General features: G+C 69.6%; 20 protein-coding genes and 1 pseudogene. 9 read left to right on the forward strand and 12 right to left on the reverse strand.

What is annotated here, in order from left to right; all coding sequences use genetic code 11:
* The first annotated feature begins 126 nt into the window (after positions 1 to 126).
* The 3 genes from thiD to Q0R13_RS13160 all read left to right on the forward strand — a co-directional run bounded on the left by thiD (position 127) and on the right by Q0R13_RS13160 (position 2,425).
* Positions 127 to 927, forward strand: coding sequence for a bifunctional hydroxymethylpyrimidine kinase/phosphomethylpyrimidine kinase (thiD, locus tag Q0R13_RS13150; protein WP_293904668.1), 801 nt, complete (start codon positions 127 to 129; stop codon positions 925 to 927).
* A 53-nt stretch (positions 928 to 980) separates the two neighbouring features.
* Positions 981 to 1,496: a nucleotidyltransferase family protein gene (locus tag Q0R13_RS13155; protein WP_293904670.1), complete on the forward strand. Its 516-nt coding sequence runs from the start codon at positions 981 to 983 to the stop codon at positions 1,494 to 1,496.
* A 110-nt stretch (positions 1,497 to 1,606) separates the two neighbouring features.
* Positions 1,607 to 2,425, forward strand: coding sequence for a PhzF family phenazine biosynthesis protein (locus Q0R13_RS13160; protein WP_293904605.1), 819 nt, complete (start codon positions 1,607 to 1,609; stop codon positions 2,423 to 2,425).
* 87 nt (positions 2,426 to 2,512) lie between these two features.
* Here Q0R13_RS13160 and Q0R13_RS13165 read toward each other — a convergent pair whose 3' ends face one another.
* Both Q0R13_RS13165 and Q0R13_RS13170 read right to left on the reverse strand, forming a co-directional pair.
* Positions 2,513 to 2,992, reverse strand: a complete 480-nt coding sequence (locus Q0R13_RS13165; protein ID WP_293904607.1) for a hypothetical protein — start codon at positions 2,990 to 2,992, stop codon at positions 2,513 to 2,515.
* A 138-nt stretch (positions 2,993 to 3,130) separates the two neighbouring features.
* Entirely contained in the window at positions 3,131 to 5,062 is a 1,932-nt protein-coding gene (locus Q0R13_RS13170) for an ATP-binding protein (protein WP_293904609.1), read from the reverse strand.
* 205 nt (positions 5,063 to 5,267) lie between these two features.
* Between Q0R13_RS13170 and Q0R13_RS13175 the strand changes: the two genes are divergently transcribed.
* The 5 genes from Q0R13_RS13175 to Q0R13_RS13195 all read left to right on the forward strand — a co-directional run bounded on the left by Q0R13_RS13175 (position 5,268) and on the right by Q0R13_RS13195 (position 10,555).
* Entirely contained in the window at positions 5,268 to 5,603 is a 336-nt protein-coding gene (locus Q0R13_RS13175) for a hypothetical protein (protein WP_293904611.1), read from the forward strand.
* Between the two features lie 63 nt (positions 5,604 to 5,666).
* Complete coding sequence (locus tag Q0R13_RS13180; protein ID WP_293904613.1) at positions 5,667 to 6,119, forward strand: hypothetical protein; 453 nt, start codon at positions 5,667 to 5,669, stop codon at positions 6,117 to 6,119.
* A gap of 152 nt (positions 6,120 to 6,271) precedes the next feature.
* Complete coding sequence (locus Q0R13_RS13185; protein ID WP_293904672.1) at positions 6,272 to 7,426, forward strand: phosphoserine transaminase; 1,155 nt, start codon at positions 6,272 to 6,274, stop codon at positions 7,424 to 7,426.
* 160 nt (positions 7,427 to 7,586) lie between these two features.
* Entirely contained in the window at positions 7,587 to 9,161 is a 1,575-nt protein-coding gene (gene serA / locus Q0R13_RS13190; protein WP_293904615.1) for a phosphoglycerate dehydrogenase, read from the forward strand.
* Between the two features lie 119 nt (positions 9,162 to 9,280).
* Complete coding sequence (locus tag Q0R13_RS13195; RefSeq protein ID WP_293904617.1) at positions 9,281 to 10,555, forward strand: hypothetical protein; 1,275 nt, start codon at positions 9,281 to 9,283, stop codon at positions 10,553 to 10,555.
* A gap of 40 nt (positions 10,556 to 10,595) precedes the next feature.
* Here the strand turns inward: Q0R13_RS13195 and Q0R13_RS13200 are convergent, their stop codons facing one another.
* The 8 genes and pseudogenes from Q0R13_RS13200 to Q0R13_RS13230 form a co-directional block, all read right to left on the reverse strand.
* Positions 10,596 to 12,227: a carboxylesterase family protein gene (locus Q0R13_RS13200; RefSeq protein WP_293904619.1), complete on the reverse strand. Its 1,632-nt coding sequence runs from the start codon at positions 12,225 to 12,227 to the stop codon at positions 10,596 to 10,598.
* A 143-nt stretch (positions 12,228 to 12,370) separates the two neighbouring features.
* Positions 12,371 to 12,646, reverse strand: a pseudogene (locus Q0R13_RS22645) (type II toxin-antitoxin system RelE/ParE family toxin).
* A gap of 207 nt (positions 12,647 to 12,853) precedes the next feature.
* On the reverse strand, positions 12,854 to 16,063 hold the full coding sequence (locus Q0R13_RS13205) for an error-prone DNA polymerase (protein WP_293904621.1): 3,210 nt from the start codon (positions 16,061 to 16,063) through the stop codon (positions 12,854 to 12,856).
* Positions 16,064 to 16,289: 226 nt separating this feature from the next.
* A complete protein-coding gene (locus Q0R13_RS13210; protein ID WP_293904623.1) occupies positions 16,290 to 17,735 on the reverse strand; it encodes a DUF6504 family protein in 1,446 nt (481 codons plus the stop codon).
* Between the two features lie 190 nt (positions 17,736 to 17,925).
* Positions 17,926 to 18,684 carry a protein imuA gene (locus Q0R13_RS13215; RefSeq protein ID WP_293904625.1) on the reverse strand — a complete coding sequence of 253 codons (759 nt, stop codon included), beginning with the start codon at positions 18,682 to 18,684 and terminating at the stop codon, positions 17,926 to 17,928.
* Between the two features lie 177 nt (positions 18,685 to 18,861).
* Positions 18,862 to 19,077, reverse strand: a complete 216-nt coding sequence (locus tag Q0R13_RS13220; RefSeq protein WP_293904627.1) for a DUF465 domain-containing protein — start codon at positions 19,075 to 19,077, stop codon at positions 18,862 to 18,864.
* A 27-nt stretch (positions 19,078 to 19,104) separates the two neighbouring features.
* The gene (locus tag Q0R13_RS13225; RefSeq protein ID WP_293904629.1) at positions 19,105 to 19,548 is read right to left on the reverse strand and encodes a TIGR02444 family protein; all 444 of its coding nucleotides are present in this window, start codon (positions 19,546 to 19,548) and stop codon (positions 19,105 to 19,107) included.
* A gap of 3 nt (positions 19,549 to 19,551) precedes the next feature.
* Complete coding sequence (locus tag Q0R13_RS13230) at positions 19,552 to 20,163, reverse strand: UbiX family flavin prenyltransferase (protein WP_293904631.1); 612 nt, start codon at positions 20,161 to 20,163, stop codon at positions 19,552 to 19,554.
* 134 nt (positions 20,164 to 20,297) lie between these two features.
* Here Q0R13_RS13230 and Q0R13_RS13235 point away from each other — a divergent pair, with 134 nt between their 5' ends.
* The gene (locus Q0R13_RS13235; RefSeq protein ID WP_293904633.1) at positions 20,298 to 20,471 is read left to right on the forward strand and encodes a DUF465 domain-containing protein; all 174 of its coding nucleotides are present in this window, start codon (positions 20,298 to 20,300) and stop codon (positions 20,469 to 20,471) included.
* 149 nt (positions 20,472 to 20,620) lie between these two features.
* On the opposite strand, the gene Q0R13_RS13240 is transcribed toward Q0R13_RS13235, so the two are convergent.
* Entirely contained in the window at positions 20,621 to 21,274 is a 654-nt protein-coding gene (locus tag Q0R13_RS13240) for a cell cycle transcriptional regulator TrcR (RefSeq protein ID WP_293904635.1), read from the reverse strand.
* A 101-nt stretch (positions 21,275 to 21,375) separates the two neighbouring features.
* Positions 21,376 to 23,124 carry a M10 family metallopeptidase C-terminal domain-containing protein gene (locus Q0R13_RS13245; RefSeq protein WP_293904637.1) on the reverse strand — a complete coding sequence of 583 codons (1,749 nt, stop codon included), beginning with the start codon at positions 23,122 to 23,124 and terminating at the stop codon, positions 21,376 to 21,378.
* Positions 23,125 to 23,162 lie beyond the last annotated feature (38 nt).

Genomic DNA, 23,162 nt, shown 5'->3' on the forward strand with positions numbered 1-23,162 from the left:
ATGTCCTGGTGGGCCTGGGCGAAGCGGTCGGCGAAGGTAGCGGCATCCATGGGCGCAAGGTTGGCGGCGATCCGATGCTTCGTAAATCCCGATGCAAATCGGCGCGCCGCGCGCTATCGCCTGCCCATGCCGCCACTGGGCCGAGTCCTGATCATCGCCGGGTCCGACAGCGGAGGCGGGGCCGGCGTCCAGGCCGACATCAAGACCGTCACCGCATTGGGCGGCTATGCGGCGACCGCGATCACCGCCGTGACCGTGCAGAACACCCTGGGCGTCTCCGGCGTGCACCCGATCCCGCTGGACATCGTCGAGGCCCAGGCCCGCGCGGTGCTCTCCGATATCGGCGCGGACTGCATCAAGACCGGCATGCTGGGCGACGCGGCCACGGTCGCGCTGGTCGCCCGCCTGCTCGCGGACACCGGCCTGCCGGCGGTGATCGACCCGGTCATGGTCGCCAAGGGCGGCGCCGCGCTGCTGGCCCGGGCGGCGGTGGCGGCGGTGCGCGACCGGCTGGTTCCGCTGGCCGCCCTGCTCACCCCCAACGCCCCGGAGGCCGAGGCCCTGACCGGCCTGGCCGTCGTCACCACCGACGACCTGCGCCGGGCCGGCGAGGCCCTGCTGGCGCTGGGCGCGAAGGCGGTGCTGATGAAGGGCGGCCATGTGCCCGGCGACCGGGTCATCGACCTGCTGATCACGCCTTCAGGCGAGACCGCCTTCGAGGGCGAGCGGATCGCGAGCCGCCATACCCATGGCACCGGCTGCACCCTGGCCTCGGCCTGCGCCACGGGGCTGGCCCAGGGGCTGCCGCTGGTGGCGGCGGTGGCGCGGGCCTGGGACTATACCCACCAGGCGATCCTGCGCGCGCCGGGGTTCGGCGCCGGACACGGGCCGCTGGATCACGGCTGGCCGCTGCGGGGACGCACGTGAGCGACGATCTGGAGAGCCGGCTGACCGCCATCCTGCGCCGGTCGCAGCCGCTGATGCAGGTGCTGACGACGCTCCGCGACCTGGACCTGCCGGACTGGATGGTCTTCTCGGGCGCCGTCTACCAGCGGGTGTTCAACCACCAGACCGGCCGCCCGCTGGACTATGGGATCAAGGACTACGACGTCGCCTATTTCGACGCCTCCGACACCGCCTACGAGGCCGAGGACGTGGTGATCCGCCGGGTCGCCGCCGCCTTCGACCCGCCGCTGCGCGAGATGGTCGAGGTGCGCAACCAGGCCCGGGTCCACCTGTGGTTCGAGGACAAGTTCGCCGAGCCCTATCCGCCGCTGGCCGACAGCGCCGAGGCCCTGACCCGCTTCGTCAGCCCGGTGTTCGCGGTCGGCGTTAAGCTGGAGCCGGACGACCGGCTCGCCGTCTTCGCCCCCTTCGGCCTGGAGGACCTGTTCGCCCTGCGCATGCGCCACAACGAGGCCCGCCGCAGCCCCAATTTCGGCCGCGTGGCCGACCGCGCCAAGGCCCGCTGGCTGGAGCTGGAGGTCCTGGGCTAGTCCCGTAGCGCCCGTCGCCGCGCCGAGAGCGGTCCGCCGCGCTGCAACTGGCCCTTGCCGGCCGGCGCCGGAAACGCAATTCCCGGGTCGCACGAGCCGGGAGGCCAGCCATGCGCCAGTGGACCGTCGACGCCTTTGCCGCCCAGCCGTTCCGCGGCAATCCGGCCTGCGTGGTCGAGCCCTTCGCGGCCTGGCCGCACACCGCCTGGATGCAGGCTCTGGCCGCCGAGAACAACCAGGCCGAGACGGCGTTCCTGCTGGCCACCGCCGACCCCGGCCGCTTCGGCCTGCGCTGGTTCACCCCGACAATGGAGGTTCCGCTGTGCGGCCACGCCACCCTGGCCTCGGGCCATGTCCTGCTGGGCGAGATCGGCGTCGCCGTCGATGCGCTCACCTTCGACACCCGGTCCGGGCCGTTGAGCGTGCGGCGCGCGGGCGAGGGCTATGAGATGGATTTCCCGGGCCAGCCGCCGGCGCGGGTCGATATCCCCGCCGGCCTCGCCCACGCCCTGGGCGCGACGCCGACCGAGGTCTGGGCCGGGCCCTATCTGGTCGCCCTGTTCGACGACGAGGCGACGGTGCGCGCGCTGGCGCCCGACCTGGCCGCCCTGAAGTCGATCGGCGAGGCGGCGACCGGCGCGCGCGGCAATATCGGCGTCGCGGCCCCGGCGCGAGCGGGCGCGGACCACGACGTGGTCGACCGGTTCTTCGCGCCCGGGTCGGGCATTCCGGAGGATCCGACCACGGGCTCTCTCCACTGCATCCTGACGCCGCTGTTCGCCGGCAAGCTGGGCCGCGCCACGATCCGCTTCCACCAGGCCTATCCCGGTCGCGGCGGCGACCTGGAATGTGTCCACGCCGGCGACCGGGTGCTGATCCGCGGCCGCGCCGTCACCGTGGTCGAAGGCCGCCTGCGGCTTCAGGCCTGACGAAAGGCGCTCCGGATCTCCGAAGCGCCTTCCTGCCGCGAAGGGCGGGCGTCAGTCGATGTCCGGCCCGGTCGTCGGCCGGCCGCATTAGCGGCGGTTGGCGTATTCCTGGTTCCGCACGCGGCCTTCGAGACTCAGTTCCAGGAGGCCGAGGCGACGGTTGAGCTCCGCGCGTTCATAGCGGTCGATGCCGTTGGCGCTGAAGGCCAGCTTCTGGCGGTCGATCGAATAGACGCCGCCCTGCAGCTTCTTCAGCTCGCGGTGTGACAGCAGCCCCTGGCGGTCGGCGACCTCGATCCGCCGCTGGATCTGCGCCTCGCGGCGGTCGATCTCGGCGGCGCCGCGGTCCCAGCGACCCTGATCGGACCGGTTCTGGTCGGGCCGGCTCTGGTCGTAGCCGCGGTGTTCGTCGCCGCGCTGGCCGTACTGGTCCTGCTCGTAGCGCGGCGGGTCACGACGTCCATAGTCCTGGCCATAAGACTGGGCTGCGGCGGGGGCGGCGATCGCCGCGACGGCGGTGGCGGCAGCCAGGGCGGCGAAGATCGCCTTGGTGTTCAGGGTCTTCATGTTCGGGTCTCCAGATCCGTGGTCGGCTGGGAGCCGGCCTTGCGAAGAGGAGATAAACACCCGCAGCCTGTATTGGTTCTGAGGCCCGCAGTCCGGTCCGGTTCACCTAGGTGACGTCGCTGTCACCTTGGCGGCGCCTCAGGCCGCGGCGCCCGCCTCGGCCTGGGCGGGGCTGATCCTGTCGGTGGCGGCGGCCTGGAGCACGCCGGAAATCGCGTCGTAGAGCTTGGCGATCTCGATCGGCTTGGCCACGTGGGCATCCATGCCGACCGCCAGGTATTCCTCGACCTGATGGGTCAGGGCGTTGGCGGTCAGCGCCACGATCGGGGTGCGACGGCGCCCGGTGGCGGCCTCGGCGCCACGGATGGCGGCGGCGGCGCTGATGCCGTCCATCACCGGCATCTGGATATCCATCAGGATGAGGTCGTAGGTCCCGGTGCGCCAGGCCTCCACGGCCTCCTTGCCGTCCGGCACGATATGCACGTCGATGCCCAGCGAGCTCAGGACGGCGGCCAGCACCTGCCGGTTGGTGGGATTGTCCTCGGCCGCCAGCAGGCGCAGGTCGCCGTCGCCGCCGCCCGGCGTCGCATCGGCGGCCTGTGCCGACACCGGCCGGCCGCGTTCCAGCGGCAGCTCGACGGTGAAGGTCGCGCCGTGGCCCTCGCGGCTTTCCACGTCGATGGAGCCGCCCATCATCTGGGTCAGCTCGCGGCAGATCGCCAGGCCGAGGCCCGTGCCGCCGAACCGGCGGGTGGCGGAGTTGTCGGCCTGGGTGAATTTCTCGAACAGGGCGGGCAGCTTTTCGGGGGCGATACCGACGCCCGTGTCGCTGACCACCATCCGCAGGCAGCCGGCCGCACTGACGTCCACTCGCGCCGAGATCGCGCCCTGCGGCGTGAACTTGATGGCGTTGGAGAGCAGGTTGCCGACGATCTGGCGCAGCCGGTCGGCGTCGCCGCGCCACCAGCCCTCGGCCGTCTCGGCGACCTCGAAGCTGAAGTCCAGGCCCTTGGCGGCAGCCATGACCGCAAAGTTGTCGCGCGCCTGCGCCACCATGCTGGCGATCTCGAAGTCGTCCTCGAACAGGTTGAGCTTGCCGGCCTCGATCTTCGAGAGGTCGAGCACATCGTTGAGCACGGCCAGCAGCAGCCCGCCCGAACGGCGGATCACGTCCAGCCGATCGCGCTGCACCGGGGCCAGGTCGCTCAGGGCCATCACCTCCGCCATGGCCAGCACGCCGTTCAGCGGGGTGCGGATCTCGTGGCTCATATTGGCCAGGAATTGGGTCTTCAGGACGTTGGCGGCGTTGGCGGCGTCGCGCGCCGCCTCCAGCTCGCGCATGGCGGCCTTCAGGTCGTCCTCCCGCTCGGCCAGCTTGGCCAGCAGGTGGTTGAAGCTCTCGGTCAGGCTCTGGAACAGCTCGTCGGAGGCGTCGACCTTCACCGGTGTGAAGTTGCCGCCGGCGGCCACCTCGTGCATGGCGTTCGACAGGCTCTGCACCGGCTGGATCACCCGGTGCGCCAGGCTGCGGGCGAGGAAAAGCGCCACCCCCACCCCGCCGAACAGCAGGACGAAGGTCAACGCGATGAACTGCGGCAGCATCGGCGCCAGCGACGGCTGCTCCGCGGTCAGAGTGAACCGGCCCACTGTGCGGCCGTCCAGGACCACCGGCCGTTCGATGGTCTCAAGCGCGACGCCGGGCTTGACCGGGGCGGCGAAGCCGGCGACGCGGCGGCCGGCGGCGTCGACCACCGTGGCGGACACCACGTCCTTGCTGGCCCGCACGGCGACGATCGCCTGGCCCAGATGGATGCGTTCGGGCGGCGCCATCGCCGGCCCCGCGACCTGGGCGGCGATCTCCGCGAGGCCTTCGTGGAAGCGGTGCGACTGGGTGCGCGCCACGGCCCACTGCTGCAGCATGAAGGTCAGGCACGCGGCCAGCAGCACCACAACCGTGGTGACCAGGCCGACGCCCGCCACGCGCGCATGGAAGGTCGCCGTGGGGGCGTGGGCCTGCCCCTCACCGGACCGCGGCGTCGCGTCGTCTGTCGTGGCGCCCCCGGCACTCATGTACCCGGTAATAGGGCCACAATCCTAACGCTTCGCTTCCATGCGAGCCCCCACAACCCTGCGTCGCGCACTTGACTGTGGCTTTGGCGCCACGCGACAACTTGTGGCAGGGGAAACTTGGCTAACAACCTGTGAATGGCTTGCGTGTGTCGTAACCTCTGCTTTACCTTAACGAGTGTCGGGTAAGCTCAAGGGGATATCTAAAATGGAAAAGGCATTCGTGGCCCAGCGTGTGGCCAAGAAGCTCTTCACGACTGAAGCGGCCGTTGACGGCGCGCTGGTCGAGGCGGCGGAACTGATGGGCGAAATGCTCAAGGCTCGCCAAGACGTCCACGTCTCCATGGTTTTCGCCGACGACGTGCAAGTCAAGATGATGGAAGCGATGAAGGCGCTGAGCGAAGCGCGCACCGCCATGGTCGCGGTCCATAACGAACTGAACGAAGCCAAGCTGCGCCTCGGCGTCCGCACCAAGATGGGCGTGGAAAAGCCGCTGGAAGCCGCCGCCAAGACCGGCGCCACGGTCCTGCGAGACGTCGGCTGATCCTCGACCTTTCGAGACATTAACTATGGCTGCACCCCTTAGGCATCTAAGGGGTGCAGCATAATGTCGTCCTACGCCCTCGCCATCGTTGTGCTGGTCTTCAGCCTGGCATCCTGTGTTTTCGCCTTTGCGAAGGGGGGAACGCAGGAGCGGATCGGTGCGGCCATCATCCTGGCCAACCTTCTGGCGACGGCGGCCAATGAAACGCTCCTGCGGGATCAACGCATTTTGCTGGCGATCGACGGGGTCACCGCCTTGGCGCTCCTGCCGCTGACCCTGCGTTACGCCAGCGGCTGGCTTGGCGCCATCATGTTGCTGTACGGGGCCCAATTCGCGTTGCACGCCTTTTATTTCGTGCTTGAGCGTTCCAAGGACCTGCTCCACGTGGCGATCAACAACGTGAACTTCTTCGCGATCAGCCTGTGCCTCGCGGGCGGCACCGCCTTGGCATGGCGCAAGCGCGCGCGACGCGCACGGGTGGCCGGTTCCGCGGCCGCCAGACCCTCCGCGACCTAGCGTCGCTCAACGCAGCCTCAGAAAACTTCCGCTTGCGCTGCGGCGCAAACCCGGGCCTTTGGCGCGCGGGCCACGCCCTCCCAACGGGGCGCTGCTCATCTGTAAGGATGGGAGACACTGCTATGACCACCCCCTCGAGTCTGGTTGGGCCGATGCCGGCCATGCGCCCGGCGCGTCCAGAATTCTCTTCCGGCCCCTGCGCCAAGCGCCCCGGCTGGTCCCCTGAAAACCTGAGCAGCGCCGTGCTCGGCCGATCGCATCGGTCGAAACCGGGCAAGGCGCGCCTGAAGACCGCCATCGACCGCACCCGCGACCTGCTGGGCGTGCCGGACGACTTCCTAGTAGGCATCGTCCCCGGCTCCGACACCGGCGCCGTCGAGATGGCCATCTGGTCGATGCTGGGTCCCAAGCCGGTGCAGCTGCTGGCCTTCGAAAGCTTCGGCAAGGACTGGGTCACCGACGTGGTGAAGCAGCTGAAGCTCGATGCAGAGGTGCTGGACGCGCCCTATGGCCAGCTGCCGGACCTGACCAGGGTCAGCCCCGACGCCGACCTGGTGTTCACCTGGAACGGCACTACCTCGGGTGTGCGCGTGCCCAACGCCGACTTCATCTCCGCCGACCGGACCGGGGTGGTGATCTGCGACGCCACCTCGGCCGCCTTCGCCCAGCCCTTGGACTGGGCCAAGCTGGATGCCGTGACCTTCTCCTGGCAGAAGGCGCTGGGCGGCGAGGCGGCCCACGGCGTCCTGATCCTGTCGCCCCGCGCGGTGGCGCGGCTGGAGAGCTACAGCCCACCCTGGCCGATGCCCAAGCTGTTCCGCATGACCAAAGGCGGCAAGGTGAACCTCGAGATCTTCGAGGGGGCCACCATCAACACGCCGTCCATGCTGTGCGTCGAGGACTACCTGGACGCCCTCGGATGGGCCGCCAGGATCGGCGGCCTGGCCGAACTTCAACGCCGCGCCGACGCCAACCTGGCGGTGCTGGAAGCCTGGACGCAGCGCGCGCCCTGGGCCGCCTTCCTGGCCGAGGATCCCGACACCCGCTCCAATACCTCGGTCTGCCTGAAGGTGATCGACCCGCGGGTGACGGCCCTGTCCGAGGACGCCCAGGCCGACTTTGCCAAGAAGCTGGCCTCGCTGCTCGAGAAGGAAGGCGTCGCCCTTGACGTCGGCGGCTACCGTGACGCCCCTCCGGGCCTGCGGATCTGGTGCGGCGCCACGGTCGATACCTCCGACCTCGACGCCCTCACCCCCTGGCTCGACTGGGCCTTCGCCGCCGTCATCGCCGACCTGGCTATCGCCTAACCCAACATTCACCCGCTCATCCCGGCGAAGGCCGGGACCCAGATCTCAAATCCTTGAGGGTGACTGGACTGGCTCGGCGCTCCTAGAGCCCACCTCAGAGCCATCCCATCTGGGTCCCGGCCTTCGCCGGGATGAGCGGAGCAAAACAGAGAGACCTCACATGCCCCGCGTGCTCATCGCAGACAGCCTCAGCCCTGCCGCCGTCGAAATCTTCCGCCAGCGCGGCGTCGACACCGATATCAAGACCGGCCTCTCGAAGGACCAGCTGATCGCCATCATCGGCGACTACGACGGCCTGGTGGTCCGCTCCGACACCAAGCCCAACAAGGACGTCATCGCCGCGGCGAAGAACCTCAAGGTCATCGGCCGGGCCGGCATCGGGGTCGACAACATCGACATCCCCGCCGCCACCGCCGCCGGCGTGGTGGTGATGAACACCCCCTTCGGCAACTCGATCACCACCGCCGAGCACGCCATCGCGATGATGTTCGCGCTCGCCCGCCAGATGCCCGCCGCCGACGCCTCCACCCAGGCCGGCAAATGGGAGAAGAGCCGATTCATGGGCGTCGAGCTGTATAGCAAGACCCTGGGCCTGATCGGCGCCGGCAACATCGGCGGCATCGTCGCCGACCGGGCGCTGGGCCTGAAGATGAAGGTGGTGGCCTACGATCCCTTCCTGTCGCCCGAGCGCGCCGTCGAAATGGGGGTCGAGAAGGTCGAGCTGGAGGACCTGCTGGCCCGCGCCGACTTCATCACCCTGCACACCCCGCTCACCGACAAGACCCGCAACATCCTGTCGGCCGAGAACCTGGCCAAGGCCAAGAAGGGCGTGATGATCGTCAACTGCGCCCGCGGCGGCCTGGTGGATGAAACCGCGCTGCGCGCCGGCCTGGAGAGCGGCCACATCGGCGGCGCGGGCTTCGACGTGTTCGTCCAGGAGCCGGCCAGGGAGAACGTGCTGTTCGGCGCGCCGAACTTCGTCGCCACCCCGCACTTGGGCGCCTCGACCAACGAGGCCCAGGAGAACGTCGCCCTGCAGGTGGCCGAACAGATGAGCGACTACCTGCTCACCGGCGCCGTCACCAATGCGCTGAACAGCCCTTCGGTGAGCGCCGAGGAAGCCCCGCGCCTGAAGCCGTTCGTGGCCCTGGCCGAGAAGCTGGGCGCGCTGGCCGGCCAGATGCTCGACTTCGGCGTCAAGGCCGTGGACATCGCCTTCGAGGGCGAGGTCTCCAAGCTCAACACCAAGCCGCTCAGCGCCGCGGCGCTTGCCGGGGTGCTGCGGCCGATGCTGGCGGAGATCAACATGGTCTCGGCGCCGGCGGTGGCCAAGGAACGCGGCGTGACGGTCTCGGAAAGCCGCCAGGAGGACTCGCCGATCTACGAGAGCCTGATGCGCATCACGGTCACCACTGAGAAGGGCAAACGCTCCTTCGCGGGCACGGTCCAGGCCGGCGCGCCGCGCGTGGTCGAGGTGAAGGGGATGGACCTCGACGCCCCCTTCGCGCCGCGCATGCTCTACGTGAACAACCTCGATAAGCCGGGCTTCATCGGCGCGCTGGGCGGCCTGCTGGGCGAGGCCGGTGTCAACATCGCCACCTTCAACCTGGGCCGGATCGACGCCGGCGACGACGCCATCGCCCTGGTGGGCGTGGACCAGGAGCCGACCCCGGCCCTGCTCGCCAAGATCCAGGCCCTGCCGCATGTCAAGGAAGCCCGTGCGCTCACGTTCTAGGCGGCGCCCTCAACTCCAGCGTGGCGTCCAAGCCTGGCTTTGACTACCCTTCCAGGTTGAACCGGCCGGCGCCCCGAAAACCGAGGCGCCGGCTCGCGGCTCGAATCCGGGACAGCAGGTTGGAGCGGGCGGCAAAAACCCATTCTGAGCCACAGGCCGCGCCAGCCGCGCCGGCCGATCGCGCCGAGGCGGCGGTCGATCGCCGGCCGGAGTCGATCGCGTTACGCGGGATGGTCGCCGCGATCGCCACCAGCCCGCGCGTCGTTTCGCAGCGGGCGCTGCGGCTCGGCGTTCAGCACGGCGGCCGCATGGTCGCCCAGCGGCGGCGTCTGGAGCGGATATTCCCGTCGACCCCGCCAGTCGCCCAACTGCATACGCCCGCGCCGGCGCTGCTGTTCGTGATCGTCGACCGGAAGACCGAGGCGGTGATCGCCGTGACCACGGATACGCACCAGCCGCTGGTCTTCACGACCGTCGCTCCGACCAGCGGCGTCATCGCGGAAGGCACGGTCGTGCTGCAGATCCGGGGCGCCAAGGTGGCCTGGGCGCGGTTCGCCACCGACGCCATCGACGCTGCCAGGCTGCCGGAGATGACCAAGGTCAAGACGGAGGTGAAGCTGGGCGATGCGCCGCCCAAGATCGTCGCGCCGGCGAAGCGTGACCTGGAGATCGCCACCAAGGCCCCGGGCGAGCCGCGCCTGAAATTCGCCAATCCGGGCATCCCGGTCTTTGAGAATGTGGAAAAGGGCGAGGATCACTTCAAGAAACACGGAGCGGAATTCGACGCCACGGATGCGCCCGACTATGTCGGGCGGGCGAAGGAATTCTCGAAAGACAACTCCAATGCATACAGAGAGGTTATCGTACAGAATACCTTCATCCGCTATGATCCTAAGACAAATGCAGTTCTCATCCAGAATCAGAGAGAGGTGAAAACGCTATATGTCTGGGATCAAAAATTCAGTGACCCGGTTCTATACGCCGTATACTATACAATCACCTCGGCAATGGGGATCCCGATCGTAAAACTGGAGGCGGGAACGCTTAGCGCGATCAATGACAAGATCGGAAATCTTGCCACCATGGAGGAGGAGGTCATCGCTATAGGGCTCAGCGAGGGCAAGACCGCGGATCGTGTGCAGGGCGAGACACTCGCGGCGCCGTGGCGGGTCGACGGGGTCATCGACCGCATCATGGCGAGGTACGAGACCGATCTGGAAGACGGCCTCTCGATCCGCACGGTGGCTGCCAGCGCCGGCATCATTCCCGAGATCGTCGAGTCCTATGTCGAGCGCAAGCCGTTGCTGAAGATGATCATGGCGCTGGCGCCGCCACAGGGGCGATATCGGGCCGCCCGCTCGGACAGTTCCAGCAACGAGGACGACGTCATGTAGGCCGGCCGGAGCCGTTCTGCGTGGTCGTCGCCCTGGCTCCCTATCCCCGTGCGCCGGGCGCCGGCGGGTTGGCGTCCCACCAGGCGCGGATGCCGGCCCGCGGGTTCAGGTCCTGCCGGGTGTCGTTGTCGAACACCATGACGGCGCGGGCGGCGTCATCGTAGGGCTTCCACGGCGGGATGTGCGGGTTGTTGGGATTGCCGGTGCGCACGAAGGCGGCCCAGACCGAGGCCAGCCGGTCGGCCATCTTCTTGCCCTGCGTCGACCCGGCGAAAAAGCCGTCGCGATAGGAATGGAACGAGGCTGAGACGTCGATCCCGTGCACCGCGCCGAACTTGCCGTCATAGGCCGCGGTGCGCCAGTTCCACTGGTACATATAGGCCGGCGCCGCGCCGGCCTGGGCCTTGCGGCCGGCCAGCAGATAGGCCGAGCGGCGCGCGCCGGCGTCGGTGAACGCCTGGGCCTGGATCAGAAACGGCGTCGCGCCCGGGTCGTACTGGCGATAGAGCGCCAGGATCTCCGGGCCCTTGCCCGGCCAGCGCTGGTCCAGCAGCGTCTTCAGCCCGTCCTCCGTCAGGTCGAAATTGGTCAGGGCCAGGGCCGCGTCCTCCAGCGTCGTCGAGACGATGATCGGCACATGGGCCGACACCGCGGGCGCGGTGGGGTCGAACGGGTGGTTGGGCAGGGCGTCCGTGCCGATCACCGGCGAGAAGTTGCCGCCGGCCGCGGTCTGGGCCTCGAGGATCTGCTGCCAGCTCAGCTTCTGGATGTCGCCGATGGTCCTGGGCGTCAGGCCCAGCTGTTTGATCAGCTTGCTGGCCGCTTCCGCCCCGGCCTCCGGCGTCACCAGCCGCACGGCCGCGCCGGACTGGATGGCCGCCGCATGAAACAGGCCCTTGGCCGGCGGCATGGCCAGCACGGTGGAGGTCTTCGCCCCGCCGCCGGACTGGCCGAAGATCATCACCCGGCCGGGATCGCCGCCGAAGCCCTCGATGTTCTCCTTCACCCACTGCAGCGAGGCGACCATGTCCAGCGCGCCGCAGACGCCGGCGTATTTGAACGCCTCCGGCGCCCCGGCGCCCACCAGGTTGGCGTAGCCGAAGGCGGCCAGCCGGTGGTTGATCGTCACCACCACCGCGTCGGCGTAGCTGGCCAGGTTCTTGCCGTCGAACCCTGGCGCATTGCCCGAGCCGGTGGAAAAGCCACCGCCGTGGAACGACACGAACACCGGCTTCTTCGCGCCGTGGTCGGTGGTCGGCGTCCAGACGTTGAGCACCAGGCAGTCCTCGCCCATGCCGCCCACCTGGCGGTCCCACATGATCAGCTGGCCGTATTCGCCGCGGATGTCGGCCTGGGTCTGCGGGTTGATCGGGCCGAAGGCGAAGCATTCGCGCACCCCGGCCCAGGCGGCGGCCGGCCTGGGCGGCATGTAGCGGTTGCGGCCGCCGGTCGGCGCGCCATAGGGGATGCCGCGGAATTCCCAGACCGGGCCATTGGCGATGCCCATCACCTTGCCGGTCCGGATCTCCGTGGTCTGGAAGATCTTGCTGGCGGCGCCGGTGGCGAGGCCAGCCACGGGTCGGTCCTGGGCGAACGCCGCGCTGGCGGCCGTCGCGGCCAGCACAGCCGCGCCGGCGACGAGCACGGTGCGGCGATCGGAACCCTGGGTCATTGCAAGCGCCTCCCGGGCCATGATCTCTGGCGTTCGGGAGACGTACGCTGGCCCCGCCGCTCCCGTTGCCGAGACCTTAGGGCCATACCGAACTTTCGGTCAATTCAATGGAAGTTCCGGCCGCGGACCAGGGCGCTGGAGACCTATGGCTCGCGGTCCTGAGCGCCATGCCAGATGCGCACGATCTCAAGCTCATCGGGGGCGATGCGGTAGACGATGATGTAAGGCCAGATGAGCGTGATCTCTCACGTTCCCGCGATCAGTCCGGGCCGGCACCGCTCGGGAAGGTGTTCCAGACCATCGCACGCAGCGACGATCTGGACGGCGATGCGGGACGCCGCTGCGGGGTTGCGCTCGCCAATGTAGGTTCGGATTTCGCTCAGGTCCGCCTGCGCATCCGCCGAAAAGACTACGGGCATTCTGGCGGCGGAATTTCCTTGTCTGTGCCCCAGGAGAGTAGCCAGCGGCGGACCTTCTCATAGGGCACGCTGCGCCTGCTATGGAGGGACTCCAGGCCCTTCTCGACCGCGTTCCGAAAAGCCGTTGTGTCGTCGCCCGGCGGCTTGGTTTTCGGGTCAGCCATGAATAAATCTACCGTAGTAGGACGATCCTGAGGAGGCTGGGCTTCAATGGAAGTCCCGGCTGCGGACCAGGGCGCCGGAGACCTTGGAGCGGACGGTGATCTGGCCCGCGTCCTCGCGCAGTTCCGAGAGCCGGCCGGACAGGTCGGTGAAACGCTCGGCGACCACATGCACAACCCCGTCGACGCTCTGCACCTGGCCGTGCACGATCAGGAAGGACGAGGTCATCACCAGTCGGCGGTTGGCCTCGAAGGCGTCCTTCCAGATGACGATGTTGGCGATGCCGGTCTCGTCTTCCAGCGTCATGAACACCACGCCCTTGGCGGTACCCGGCCGCTGGCGCACCAGCACCAGGCCGCCGACCGCCAGGCGTCGCCGGTCGCGGGCATCCTTCAGGACCGCGCAGGGAACCACCCGCTGGCGCGCCAGGTCCTCGCGGAAGAACGCGGCCGGATGGCCCTTCAGGGAGAGGCTGGTGGTGCGATAGTCCTCGGCCACATGCTGAGCGGCGCTCATGAACGGCAGCTCCACCTGGGTCTCCGTCAGGCTCTGGCGCAGCAGCAGGGGCGCGTCGCGCTCGGCGCCCCACTCGCCGGCCAGCCCCTTCACCGCCCACAGCGCCTCGCGCCGCGGGAAGCCGAGACTGCGGAAGGCGTCGGCCTCGGCCAGCAGTTCCAGTGCGCGGCGCGAGAGATGACCCTGGCGGGCAAAGGCCTCGATCGTGCCGGCGCCGGCCTCGCGGGCCGCCATCAGCGCCTCGGCGTCGGCCTCCCTGAACCCCTTGATCTGGTGCAGCCCCAGCCGGACCGGCCGGAAGCGCTCGCGCGGGTCGTCCCTTTCCTCCAGCGTCGAGTCCCAGTCGCTGAACGACACGTCGGGCGGACGGACCTCCACGCCATGCTCCCTGGCGTCCCGGACCAGCTGGGCCGGCTGGTAGAAGCCCATCGGCTGGCTGTTGAGCAGGCCGACCAGGAAGGCGTCCGGACGGTGATGCTTCACCCAGGCCGAGACATAGACCAGGATCGCGAAGCTGATCGCGTGGCTCTCGGGGAAGCCGTAGGAGCCGAACCCCTCGATCTGCTTGAAGCAGTTCTCGGCGAACTCCGGGTCGTAGCCGCGGTCGACCATGCCCTTGACGAACTTCAGCCCGTGCTCGCCGATGGTGCCGACATTGCGGAACGTCGCCATGGAACGCCGCAGCCGGTCGGCCTCGTCGTCGGTGAACTTGGCTGCCACGATGGCCACCCGCATGGCCTGTTCCTGGAACAGCGGCACGCCCATGGTCTTCTTCAGGATGTCCTTCAGCTCGTCCTTCGGATGGCCGGGCCCCGGCTCGGGATAGGTGATCAGCTCGGGATTGGCGCGCCGCTTCAGATAGGGGTGCACCATGTTGCCCTGGATCGGCCCCGGCCGGACGATCGCCACCTCGATGACCAGGTCGTAGAATTTCCGCGGTTTCAGCCGCGGTAGCATCGACATCTGCGCCCGGCTTTCCACCTGGAACACGCCCACGGAATCGGCGCGGCACAGCATGTCGTAGACCGCGGTGTCGCTCTGCGGGATGTGGGCCACGTCGCTGACCACCGTGCCGTCCTCCAGCGGGTCCAGCAGGGCGAAGCTCTTGCGCAGCGCCGACAGCATGCCCAGCGCCAGGATATCGACCTTCATCAGGCCGATCGCGTCGATGTCGTCCTTGTCCCACTCGATGAAGGTGCGGTCCTTCATGGCCGCGTTGCCGATCGGGACGGTCTCGTCCAGCCGCCGCTGGGTCAGCACATAGCCGCCCACGTGCTGTGACAGGTGGCGCGGGAAGCCCAGCAGTTCCTGGGCCAGGGCGGTGGCGCGGCGGATCTCCGGCGCGTCGGGATCGAGGCCCGCCTGGCGGATATGCTGGTCGGGGACCCCGTCGCCATAGCTGCCCCAGACGGTGCCGGCCAGCGCGGCGGTGATGTCCTCGGTGAGCCCCAGCGCCTTGCCGACCTGGCGGATGGCCATGCGTGGGCGGTAGTGGATCACGGTGGCGACGATGGCGGCGCGGTGGCGGCCATAGCGCGCGTAGACATACTGCATCACCTCCTCGCGCCGCTCGTGCTCGAAGTCGACGTCGATGTCGGGCGGCTCGCCGCGGTTCTCGGAGATGAAGCGCGAGAACAGCAGGTCCTGGTCCTCCTTGGTCGGGTCCACCGCGGTGATCCCCAGGCAGAAGCAGACGCAGGAATTGGCCGCTGACCCGCGGCCCTGGCAGAGGATTTTCAGGTGTCCCCGCGCGTGCTGCACGATGTCGTGCACGGTGAGGAAGTAGTTCGGGAACTTGAGTTCCTCGATCAGGTCCAGCTCGTGGGCGATCGTGGCGCGCACCTTCTCCGGCACGCCGTTCGGATAGCGCCAGTCCGCGCCGGCCCAGCTCAGGTCGCGCAGGTGCTGGATGGCGGTCTTGCCGGGCGGCACCGGCTCGTCGGGATATTCGTAGCGGAGCTGGCCCAGGTCGAAAGTCACCCGCTCGGCGATCTCCACGCTGCGCTCCACCGCGCCCGGGAACCTGGCGAACAGGCGCGCCATCTCCGCGGCCGGCTTCAGGTGCCGCTCGGCATTGGCCTCCAGCCGCAGGCCGGCCTCGGCGAGCGTGCAGGTCTCGCGGATGCAGGTCAGCACGTCCTGCAGCGGCCGCCGCTCGGGGCCGTGGTAGAGGACGTCGTTGGTGGCCACCAGCGGCGCGCCGCTGGCCTGGGCCAGGGCGACCAGGTGGCTGAGCCGCTTCAGGTCGCGGGCGCCGTAGCGCCGCGCCGTCGCCAGCCAGACGTCGGGCAGCTCCCAGGCGATCCGGCGCAGCTCACCCTCGAAGTTTTCGTCCAGCCGGTCGGGCGGCACGACCAGGACCAGCTGGCCTTCGGCATGCTGGGCGAAGTCCTCCCAGTGCAGCTGGCACTCCCCCTTCTCCTCGCGCCCCTGGCCCGCGGTGAGCAGGCGGGTCAGGCGGCCATAGGCCTCGCGGTCGGAGGGATAGACCAGCAGGCTGGGCGTCCCGTCGACGAAGTCGAGGCGGCAGCCGGTGAGGGCGCGGACCGTCGAGCCGGCCTCCCGCAGATCCTTGACCTGCCGCCACGCCCGCACCACCCCGGCCAGGCTGTTGCGGTCGCAGATCCCGACCGCCTCGATCCCCAGGGCGTCGGCCCCGATCACCAGCTCCGCCGGATGCGATGCCCCGCGCAGGAACGAGAAGTTGGTGGTGGCCTGCAGCTCGGCGTAGCGGGTCATGGCGCGAACCTTCCTCGCCCTCGCGAAGCGAGAGGGAGAGGGCAGGGAGAGGCCCGGCGCGTGCAGCGGTGATCCGCCGTTGGTCCAGCCATGACCCACGAGCGGCTATGCCGCAGGCCCTTGGGTCGCCAATCGAAGAGACGGACAGGCCCAGCCGGCCCTCTCCCTACCCTCTCCCTCTCCGCTTCGCGGGGGGAGAGGAGGGGATGCGTCGAGGTCTTTCGCGTCATCCGAACAGTCCGTGCAGCCACCATTTCGGCGGGGCATCCGGGTCGCCGTAGAGGCCGGCGCGGAACAGCCAGAAGCGCATCCCCTCGGCGTTCTCGACCCGGTAGTAGTCGCGGACGTGGGCGGCGCTGACGGTCTCGATGCCGCGCTTCCACCACTCCTCGCCGATCCGTTCCGGGCCTTCCGCGCGGCGGACGATGTGGGTGCGGCCGCGCCACTGGAACTGCCGCGGCGGGTCGTCGGGGGTGAGCGCCATCACCGCGTCCAGCGGCTCGGGGCGGCGGAACAGGCGCACGGGGCGCGGCGTCTCGCGATCCCAGGGGGCGGCCTCGGAGACGGGCGCGCCCAGCGGGGTGTCCCGCCCGACCGCCAGTTCGGGGACATGGCTCTCCACCGGGGCCGCGCGCCAGACGCGCTCGGGCCCCAGGCGGTTGACGAGGCGGTCGACCAGGGGGGCCAGGCCGTCCTCCATCGAGGGCGCGAGGCCGGCCTCGAGGCGGACCTGACGGCCGGAGACCGGCTCGACGTCATAGGCGCAGATCGTCACCGACTCGATGCCGAAGCCGGGGTCGATGGTCTCCAGGTGCGGCTGGAACAGCCGTGCGATCCGCTTGGCGTCGCGGCCGGCCAGCGACAGGCCTATGGTGAGCGGCAGGGTCTGACCGTCCACCCGGTGGAAGGCGATCTCGAAGCGCCGGCCGCCCTGGCCCTCGGCCAGCATCCGGGCGCAGAGCTTGGCGGTGACGTCCTGGGTCACGCGGGCCATGTCGTCGGGTGTGCTGATCGGCTCGACGAAGGCCAGGCGCGCCACCCAGGGCGTGGGCGGGCGGCGGAAGCGCAGCGCCTCGGCGCTGCGGCCCAGGGCCTGGTCCAGGCGCTCCAGGGTGTGGGCCCCGAACCGCCGGCCCAGCGGGGCGCGGGGGAGGTCGATCAGCTGTTCCAGCCGCCGCAGGCCCAGGCGGGCGATCTGGGCGGCGGCCTCGGGATCGAGGCGCAGGGCCGAGGGCGGCAGGGGCTTCAGGAGCTCGGCCTGGCCCCCCGGCGGGGCGAGGGTCTCGTCGCGGCCGAAGTGGGCCAGGGCCCAGGCGGCGCCCGGGGTGTCGGCGACGGCGAGGCGGAAGGCCAGGCCATTGTCCGCCAGGCGGGCGCGGAAGTCGGCCATCAGCTCGGCCTCGCCGCCCCACAGGTGCGAGACGCCCGAGATGTCGAGGAACAGCCCGTCCGGCGCGTCGGCCGCCACCGCCGGGGAGAAGCGGACGCACCAGTCGGTCAGCGCGGTCAGGGCCAGGGCGTCGGCCTCCGGCTCGGCTTCGGCGGTGACCAGCTCCGGGACCAGGGCCATGGCGTCGGTGGCCTTCTGCCCGGCGTAGAGACCCAACCGCGCGGCCTCGCGGCTGACCGCGGCCAGCCGGCGCACCTGGCGCACGGTCTCGACGAGGGCCAAAGGAAAGCCCTCCTCCTCGATGGAGGAGGGTTGGGTGGTGGTGTGGCCTGAGCGATGAGGGGAAGGGCGCGAGCCGGCGCCGGCGCCCAATCGCGGTTCCGGCTTCACCTCGGCGGCCACACCACCATTCCTGCCCTTCCTCCATCGAGGAGGAAGGGTTGAGCCCGGCTGGATGCCCGTGGAGGGGGTTCTAGGCGGCTCGGCGTTGATCGGGTTGCGCCGGCGCCAGTTCGCGATCGCCCAGGTCGGCGACCAGGCGCAGAGAATGCGCGACATCGTCTGCCTCCCAGCAATAGGCCATCTGGGCCTCGAGAATCCATGCGCCGGTCTGCCCGCCGCGGCAGCGCTCCAGGTCGACGCGATAGCGCGGCGCGCCCAGGCCGAATTCCCCGCCCGGGGGTTCGGACGGGGCGCAGGCCACGCGCCAGCGGGTGGCGGCGATCGAACCGGCGGCTTCCTTGCGGGCGGTCCCGCCGAACGGCCGGCGCTTGATCACGAAGCCGGTCGACCCGCGCTTCTCGCACGCCAGTTGCAGCCGCCGCCCGGCGGTCAGGTCCACGGCCTCGACCTCGCCGAACACCGCCGAAACCCCGACCGTGGCCAGCGCATCCTCCATCACCGACAGCGCCTCGGCCTCGTCGCGGGCGCAGACCTGGATCAGCCGCGCCGGCGGAAAGCCCAGGCCGGCCAGGCCCGGGGCCCAGAGGTCGTCGCGCCGCAGCACCCAGACCGCCTCGCCCCGCATCGCCAGCGGCGCGGCGGTGAGCGCGGCGAAAGCGGCCGGGGCGGCGGAGGTCTCGGCCTCCAGCCCGGCCCCGGTGATCTCATGCCAGCGCCCCAGCGGCAGGCCGCCGCCGGGCAGCCGGCCGTCCAGCCCCTCGTCCCCGAAGGCCAGGACGCCAGCGTCCGCCCGCCCGCCGCTTTCCAGCGCGGCGATCTTCGCCCGCATGGCGGCCAGAGCGCATCCTCGATGCGCTCCAGACGACAAACGACGAGCCTGCTTATCCCGGTTGGCGGCGCCAACCGGGGCAGGCTCTAGCCGCATGCCGCGAAAATCGGACATGGCATCAGGACTCCTTTTGTTCCATTTTTGTTCTAGTCTTCGGAACGGGAGAGTCAACTGCCCTCAGGCGATGATGTCGGGGTTCAGGAAGTCCTCGATGCGGGCGATCTCATCCTTCAGGGCCAGTTTCTTGCGTTTCAGCCGGCCGATGACGATCAGGTCGGGCAAGGGCGCCAGGCTGAGCGCCTGGATCGAGGCGTCGAGGTCGGCGTGGTCCTGGCGCAGGTCCCACAGCCGGGACTCCAGCGCGTCCTCGGTGAAGGTGGAATAGTCGATCATCGCGCCCGCCGCCCCAATCCCGGCGCCCTACGCCAGGGCCGCGGCGAGGGCAGCCAGCGCGTTGGGGGGCGGCGGTTTGCCCCAGGCCTTGGCCGCCGCCTCCAGGGCGACCAGGGCGTGCGCCCCGCCGTGGCCCTCGCTCAGGCCTTCCAGGGTCTCCATCAGCAGACGCTCCGACGCCAGCTCCAGGCGCTTGACGTCCTCGCGCAGCGCCTCGCGCGCGCCGTCGTCGAACGGCGGCAGGGCCGGCTTCAGGGCACGGCGCACCTCGCGCAGCGGCGTCAGGGCCGTCCGGTCCCAGGCCCGCGCCGCCTCGGCCGCCCGGGCCAGCAGGGCCGGATCGCTGGCCTCGGCATGGACCGCCCACAGCAGGAACGAGGTGTTCTGGCCGTGCCCGTCCTGCAGCGCCAGGGCCGCCTGCGGCACGCCCGGCCGCGCATAGGCCTCAAGCACCCATTCCCAGATCGCCATCGGCTAGTCCTCGCCCTTCGACGGGTCCCCAAGCGGGCCCACATCCTCACCCCAGCGCTTCACCGGTGTCCAGGCCAGGCCGAACAGGTCCAGCGCCCGGCCCACCGACTGGTCGACCATCTCCTCCAGGCTGGCCGGTCGCGCATAGAACGCCGGCAGCGGCGGGGCGATCACCGCGCCCATCTCCGCCAGCCGCACCAGGGTGCGCAGGTGGCCCAGATGCAGCGGGGTCTCACGCACCATCAGCACCAGGGCCCGGCGCTCCTTCAGCGTCACGTCGGCGGCGCGGGTCAGCAGCGAGGCGGTCACCCCGGTGGCGATCTCGCTCATGGTGCGCACCGAGCAGGGGGCCACGATCATGCCCAGGGTCTGGAACGAGCCGGAGGCGATGGAGGCCCCCACGTCGCCGACCTTGTGGGCCACGTCGGCGCGGGCCTGGACGTCGGCCACCGTCAGCGCGGTCTCCTGGGCCAGGGTCAGGGCCGAGGAGCGGCTCATCACCAGATGGCTCTCGACCCCCAGCTCGCGGCAGGCGTCCAGGGCGCGCAGGCCGTAGGCGACCCCCGACGCGCCCGAGATGCCCACCACCAGGCGCGGCCGTTCCGTCCTACCCATATCGAAGTGTTCCCAAGCGCCGCGTGCGAGTCGCCCCGGGTTCCAGCGCGGCCATAGCAAACATATGTGATCTGACAGCCGCGGGAAGCGGGTGTTCACTCGTAACCGGCCCAACAGCGAGGAGACTTCCCGCCATGGCGTTAGATGCCCGGATCCGCGAACTCGGATCCCGCCACCAGTCCCTGGAACAGGCGATCCAGGACGAAATGCACAGGCCTTCCGCCGACGACATCAAGCTCAAGGAACTCAAGCGGCAGAAACTCAGGCTGAAGGAAGAGATCGAAACCCTCCGCGGCCACCTGCACTGAATTCGGCAGCCCTCCTCTTCAGGGGAGGGTCGACTCGCCGGAGGCGAGCGGGGTGGGGGTCTCACGTTCGAGCGCGGAGCTCGATCCTGATTTCCCCACCCGTCCGAGGCTTCGCCTCGTCCACCCTCCCCTGAAGAGGAGGGATGATTCTAGTCCTCGTCGCCTTCCAGTTCGTCCTCAAGCTCCGGCGCGGCCGCTTCGGCGGCGCCGGTCTCAGACGCCGGGCGCAGGGTGGCGCCTTCCGGCTCGGCGATGCCGCGGCGGGCGTCATCCTTGGCCTTCTTGTCGGCGGCCTTGCGGACCACCGCGTCCAGCTCCAGCTGGGTCGCGAGGCCCAGCGTCACCGGGTCTACCGGCTTGATGGCGGCCGAGTTCCAGTGGGTGCGGTTGCGGACCTGGTCGATGGTGGCCTTGGTGGTGCCCAGCAGGCGGGCCAGCTGGCTGTCGGCGACCTCCGGGTGGTTGCGCAGGAACCAGGCGATGGCGTCCGGCCGGTCCTGGCGGCGCGACACCGGGGTATAGCGCGGGCCCTTCTTGATCGGCTTCAGCAGCTCGGCGTGGCGGCTCTTCTGGGCCTTCATCCGGTAGCTGGCGCTCTTCTCGGCGGCGTCCAGCTCCTCGCGGTTCAGCTGGCCGTTGGCGATCGGGTCGGCGCCGCGGATGTCACGCGCCACTTCGCCGTCGGCGATGCCCTTCACCTCGAGGGGATGCAGCTCGCAGAAGTCAGCGATCTGGTCGAAGGTGAGCGAGGTATTGTCCACCAGCCAGACGGCGGTCGCCTTGGGCATCAGGATGTTGGTCATGGCGGTCTCGGGCAAACTCTGGAAACGAAGGCGCCCGGCCTTTCGGCCGGGCGGTGAGGGTCTTCGTATAGGCCGGATCGGCGGGCCTGAAAACGATCTTGTTAGAACCCGAAGATCCAGTCGTTCGGCAGGGTGCTCATCTGCACCCCCACCAGGATCACCTGGTCGCCGGGGCCGAGGGTCACCACCGTGTCGGCGCCCACCTGGGCCACGGTGAAGGTGTTGCCGGGGTCCAGCTGGACCCGGTCGCCCTCGGCGACATTGAAGTCCAGGACGCGGTCGATGCCCGAGCCGGTGAAGCTGTGGAAACGGTCGGCGCCCGCGCCGCCCATCATGGTGTCGTTCCCGAGGTCGCCGGAGATGAAATCGTCGCCGGCCCCCCCCGACACCGAATCGTCGCCCTGGCCGCCGCGCACGATGTCGTTCCCGTCGCCGCCGTCGCAGGTGTCATTGCCCAGGTTGCCGTAGACCAGGTCCGCGCCGGCGTCGCCGGACAGGCTGTCGCTGTCCTTGCCGCCAACCACATAGTCGTCGCCGGCGCCGCCTGACTCGGTGTCATTGCCGGCGTTACCCTGGATGTCGTCGAACGCCGCGCCGCCGATGATGGAATCGTTGCCGTCCTCGCCGCGCAGGTAGCTCGTGCCCGAGCCGCCATCGATGGTGTCGTTGCCGGCTCCGGCGAAGACGGTGTCGTTTCCCGTGTTGCCGGTCAGCACATTGTCCAGCGCGTTGCCGTACAGGCTGTCGGAGCCAAAACCGCCGATGGCGTTCTCGATCTTGGCGCCCTCGGCGATGGCCACGTTGCCGGTCAGGCCGCCGACATTGGAGAAGTTGCCCTCGCGCAGGTCGATCAGGGCGTTCTGCGAGTAGCCCGAGAAGTCCAGGGTGTCGTGGCCGCCGGCGTCCCACACGGCGAAGATCGCCTTCTGCGAGCTGTTGGCGATCGAGTACCAGTCGCGGCCGGTGTTGGAGTTGAAGCCGTAGACGGTGTCGTCGGTCCGCGTGCTCATGTTGGGGCCGTATTCGTACTGGGCGGCGCGGATGTCATCGAGCTGCGGCGTGGCGGCGTATTTGCCGCCGTAGCTGGCCCCGGTGTTGGTCTCCGGGAAGTAGCTCATCACCGTGTACTGGCGGGAATCCTCATAGTACTCGGCGTTGTCGGCATAGGTGATCGTGCCGGTGGCCGAGGCGTTGTAGTCGCCCGGATGGGCCAGGCCGATGGCGTGGCCAGTCTCGTGGATCAGCACCTGCGCGCCGTAGTTGCCGGGGGCCGGGAAGGCGTTGCTGCCGGCGGTGATATTGACCCAGACGTCGCCGGCCGAGCTGAACGACGCCGTGCTGCCGGGATAGTTGGCGAAGGCGGCCGAGCCGCTCTCGCCGGTGGAATAGTTGCCGTACAGGATGGTGGCGTCGTCGGTGTAGGCGGCGTCGCCGTCGGTTCCGCTGCCCACCCGCACGAAACGGATGTTGGCGACGTCGGACCAGGCCACCAGGGCCTGCTCGGCCTGGGCGATCTGGGCGCTGTTGAACTGCTGGAAGCCGGCGGTGTCGCTGGGCATCCGGCTGGGCTCGGTGGCGCGGAAGCCGTAGGTGACGGTGAACGGCTGGCCGGCGATCCCGCCCCAGCCGGCGTCCGGCGCCATGGTGTCGGCATTGAACCCGGTGAGCTGCAGGCCCGCCCGGTCGATGGTGAAGCTTTCCTTGCCGTTGATGCTGCCGCCCGAGCGTTCGTCGGCGTTCAGGTAGGCGAGGCCGACACCGTTATCGATGACGGTGGTCGCCTCCGCATGGCCCCGCAGGTCGGGCGCTGCATCGTCGGTGGAGCGCGGGCTTGGGTCGAGGGGCATCATGGCACTCTACGAACACCCATCCCCTTCAAATCGTTAAG

Origin of the sequence: Phenylobacterium sp. (assembly GCF_025351295.1) — a bacterium.
Classification (GTDB): Bacteria; Pseudomonadota; Alphaproteobacteria; order Caulobacterales; family Caulobacteraceae; genus Phenylobacterium.

Coding starts and splice junctions, on each gene's coding strand:
- thiD (WP_293904668.1), top strand. CDS start 127: ATGCCGCCACTGGGCCGAGTCCTGATCATCGCCGGGTCCGACAGCGGA.
- Q0R13_RS13155 (WP_293904670.1), top strand. CDS start 981: ATGCAGGTGCTGACGACGCTCCGCGACCTGGACCTGCCGGACTGGATG.
- Q0R13_RS13160 (WP_293904605.1), top strand. CDS start 1,607: ATGCGCCAGTGGACCGTCGACGCCTTTGCCGCCCAGCCGTTCCGCGGC.
- Q0R13_RS13165 (WP_293904607.1), bottom strand. CDS start 2,992: ATGAAGACCCTGAACACCAAGGCGATCTTCGCCGCCCTGGCTGCCGCC.
- Q0R13_RS13170 (WP_293904609.1), bottom strand. CDS start 5,062: ATGAGTGCCGGGGGCGCCACGACAGACGACGCGACGCCGCGGTCCGGT.
- Q0R13_RS13175 (WP_293904611.1), top strand. CDS start 5,268: ATGGAAAAGGCATTCGTGGCCCAGCGTGTGGCCAAGAAGCTCTTCACG.
- Q0R13_RS13180 (WP_293904613.1), top strand. CDS start 5,667: ATGTCGTCCTACGCCCTCGCCATCGTTGTGCTGGTCTTCAGCCTGGCA.
- Q0R13_RS13185 (WP_293904672.1), top strand. CDS start 6,272: ATGCCGGCCATGCGCCCGGCGCGTCCAGAATTCTCTTCCGGCCCCTGC.
- serA (WP_293904615.1), top strand. CDS start 7,587: ATGCCCCGCGTGCTCATCGCAGACAGCCTCAGCCCTGCCGCCGTCGAA.
- Q0R13_RS13200 (WP_293904619.1), bottom strand. CDS start 12,227: ATGACCCAGGGTTCCGATCGCCGCACCGTGCTCGTCGCCGGCGCGGCT.
- Q0R13_RS13205 (WP_293904621.1), bottom strand. CDS start 16,063: ATGACCCGCTACGCCGAGCTGCAGGCCACCACCAACTTCTCGTTCCTG.
- Q0R13_RS13215 (WP_293904625.1), bottom strand. CDS start 18,684: ATGCGGGCGAAGATCGCCGCGCTGGAAAGCGGCGGGCGGGCGGACGCT.
- Q0R13_RS13220 (WP_293904627.1), bottom strand. CDS start 19,077: ATGATCGACTATTCCACCTTCACCGAGGACGCGCTGGAGTCCCGGCTG.
- Q0R13_RS13225 (WP_293904629.1), bottom strand. CDS start 19,548: ATGGCGATCTGGGAATGGGTGCTTGAGGCCTATGCGCGGCCGGGCGTG.
- Q0R13_RS13230 (WP_293904631.1), bottom strand. CDS start 20,163: ATGGGTAGGACGGAACGGCCGCGCCTGGTGGTGGGCATCTCGGGCGCG.
- Q0R13_RS13235 (WP_293904633.1), top strand. CDS start 20,298: ATGGCGTTAGATGCCCGGATCCGCGAACTCGGATCCCGCCACCAGTCC.
- Q0R13_RS13240 (WP_293904635.1), bottom strand. CDS start 21,274: ATGACCAACATCCTGATGCCCAAGGCGACCGCCGTCTGGCTGGTGGAC.
- Q0R13_RS13245 (WP_293904637.1), bottom strand. CDS start 23,124: ATGATGCCCCTCGACCCAAGCCCGCGCTCCACCGACGATGCAGCGCCC.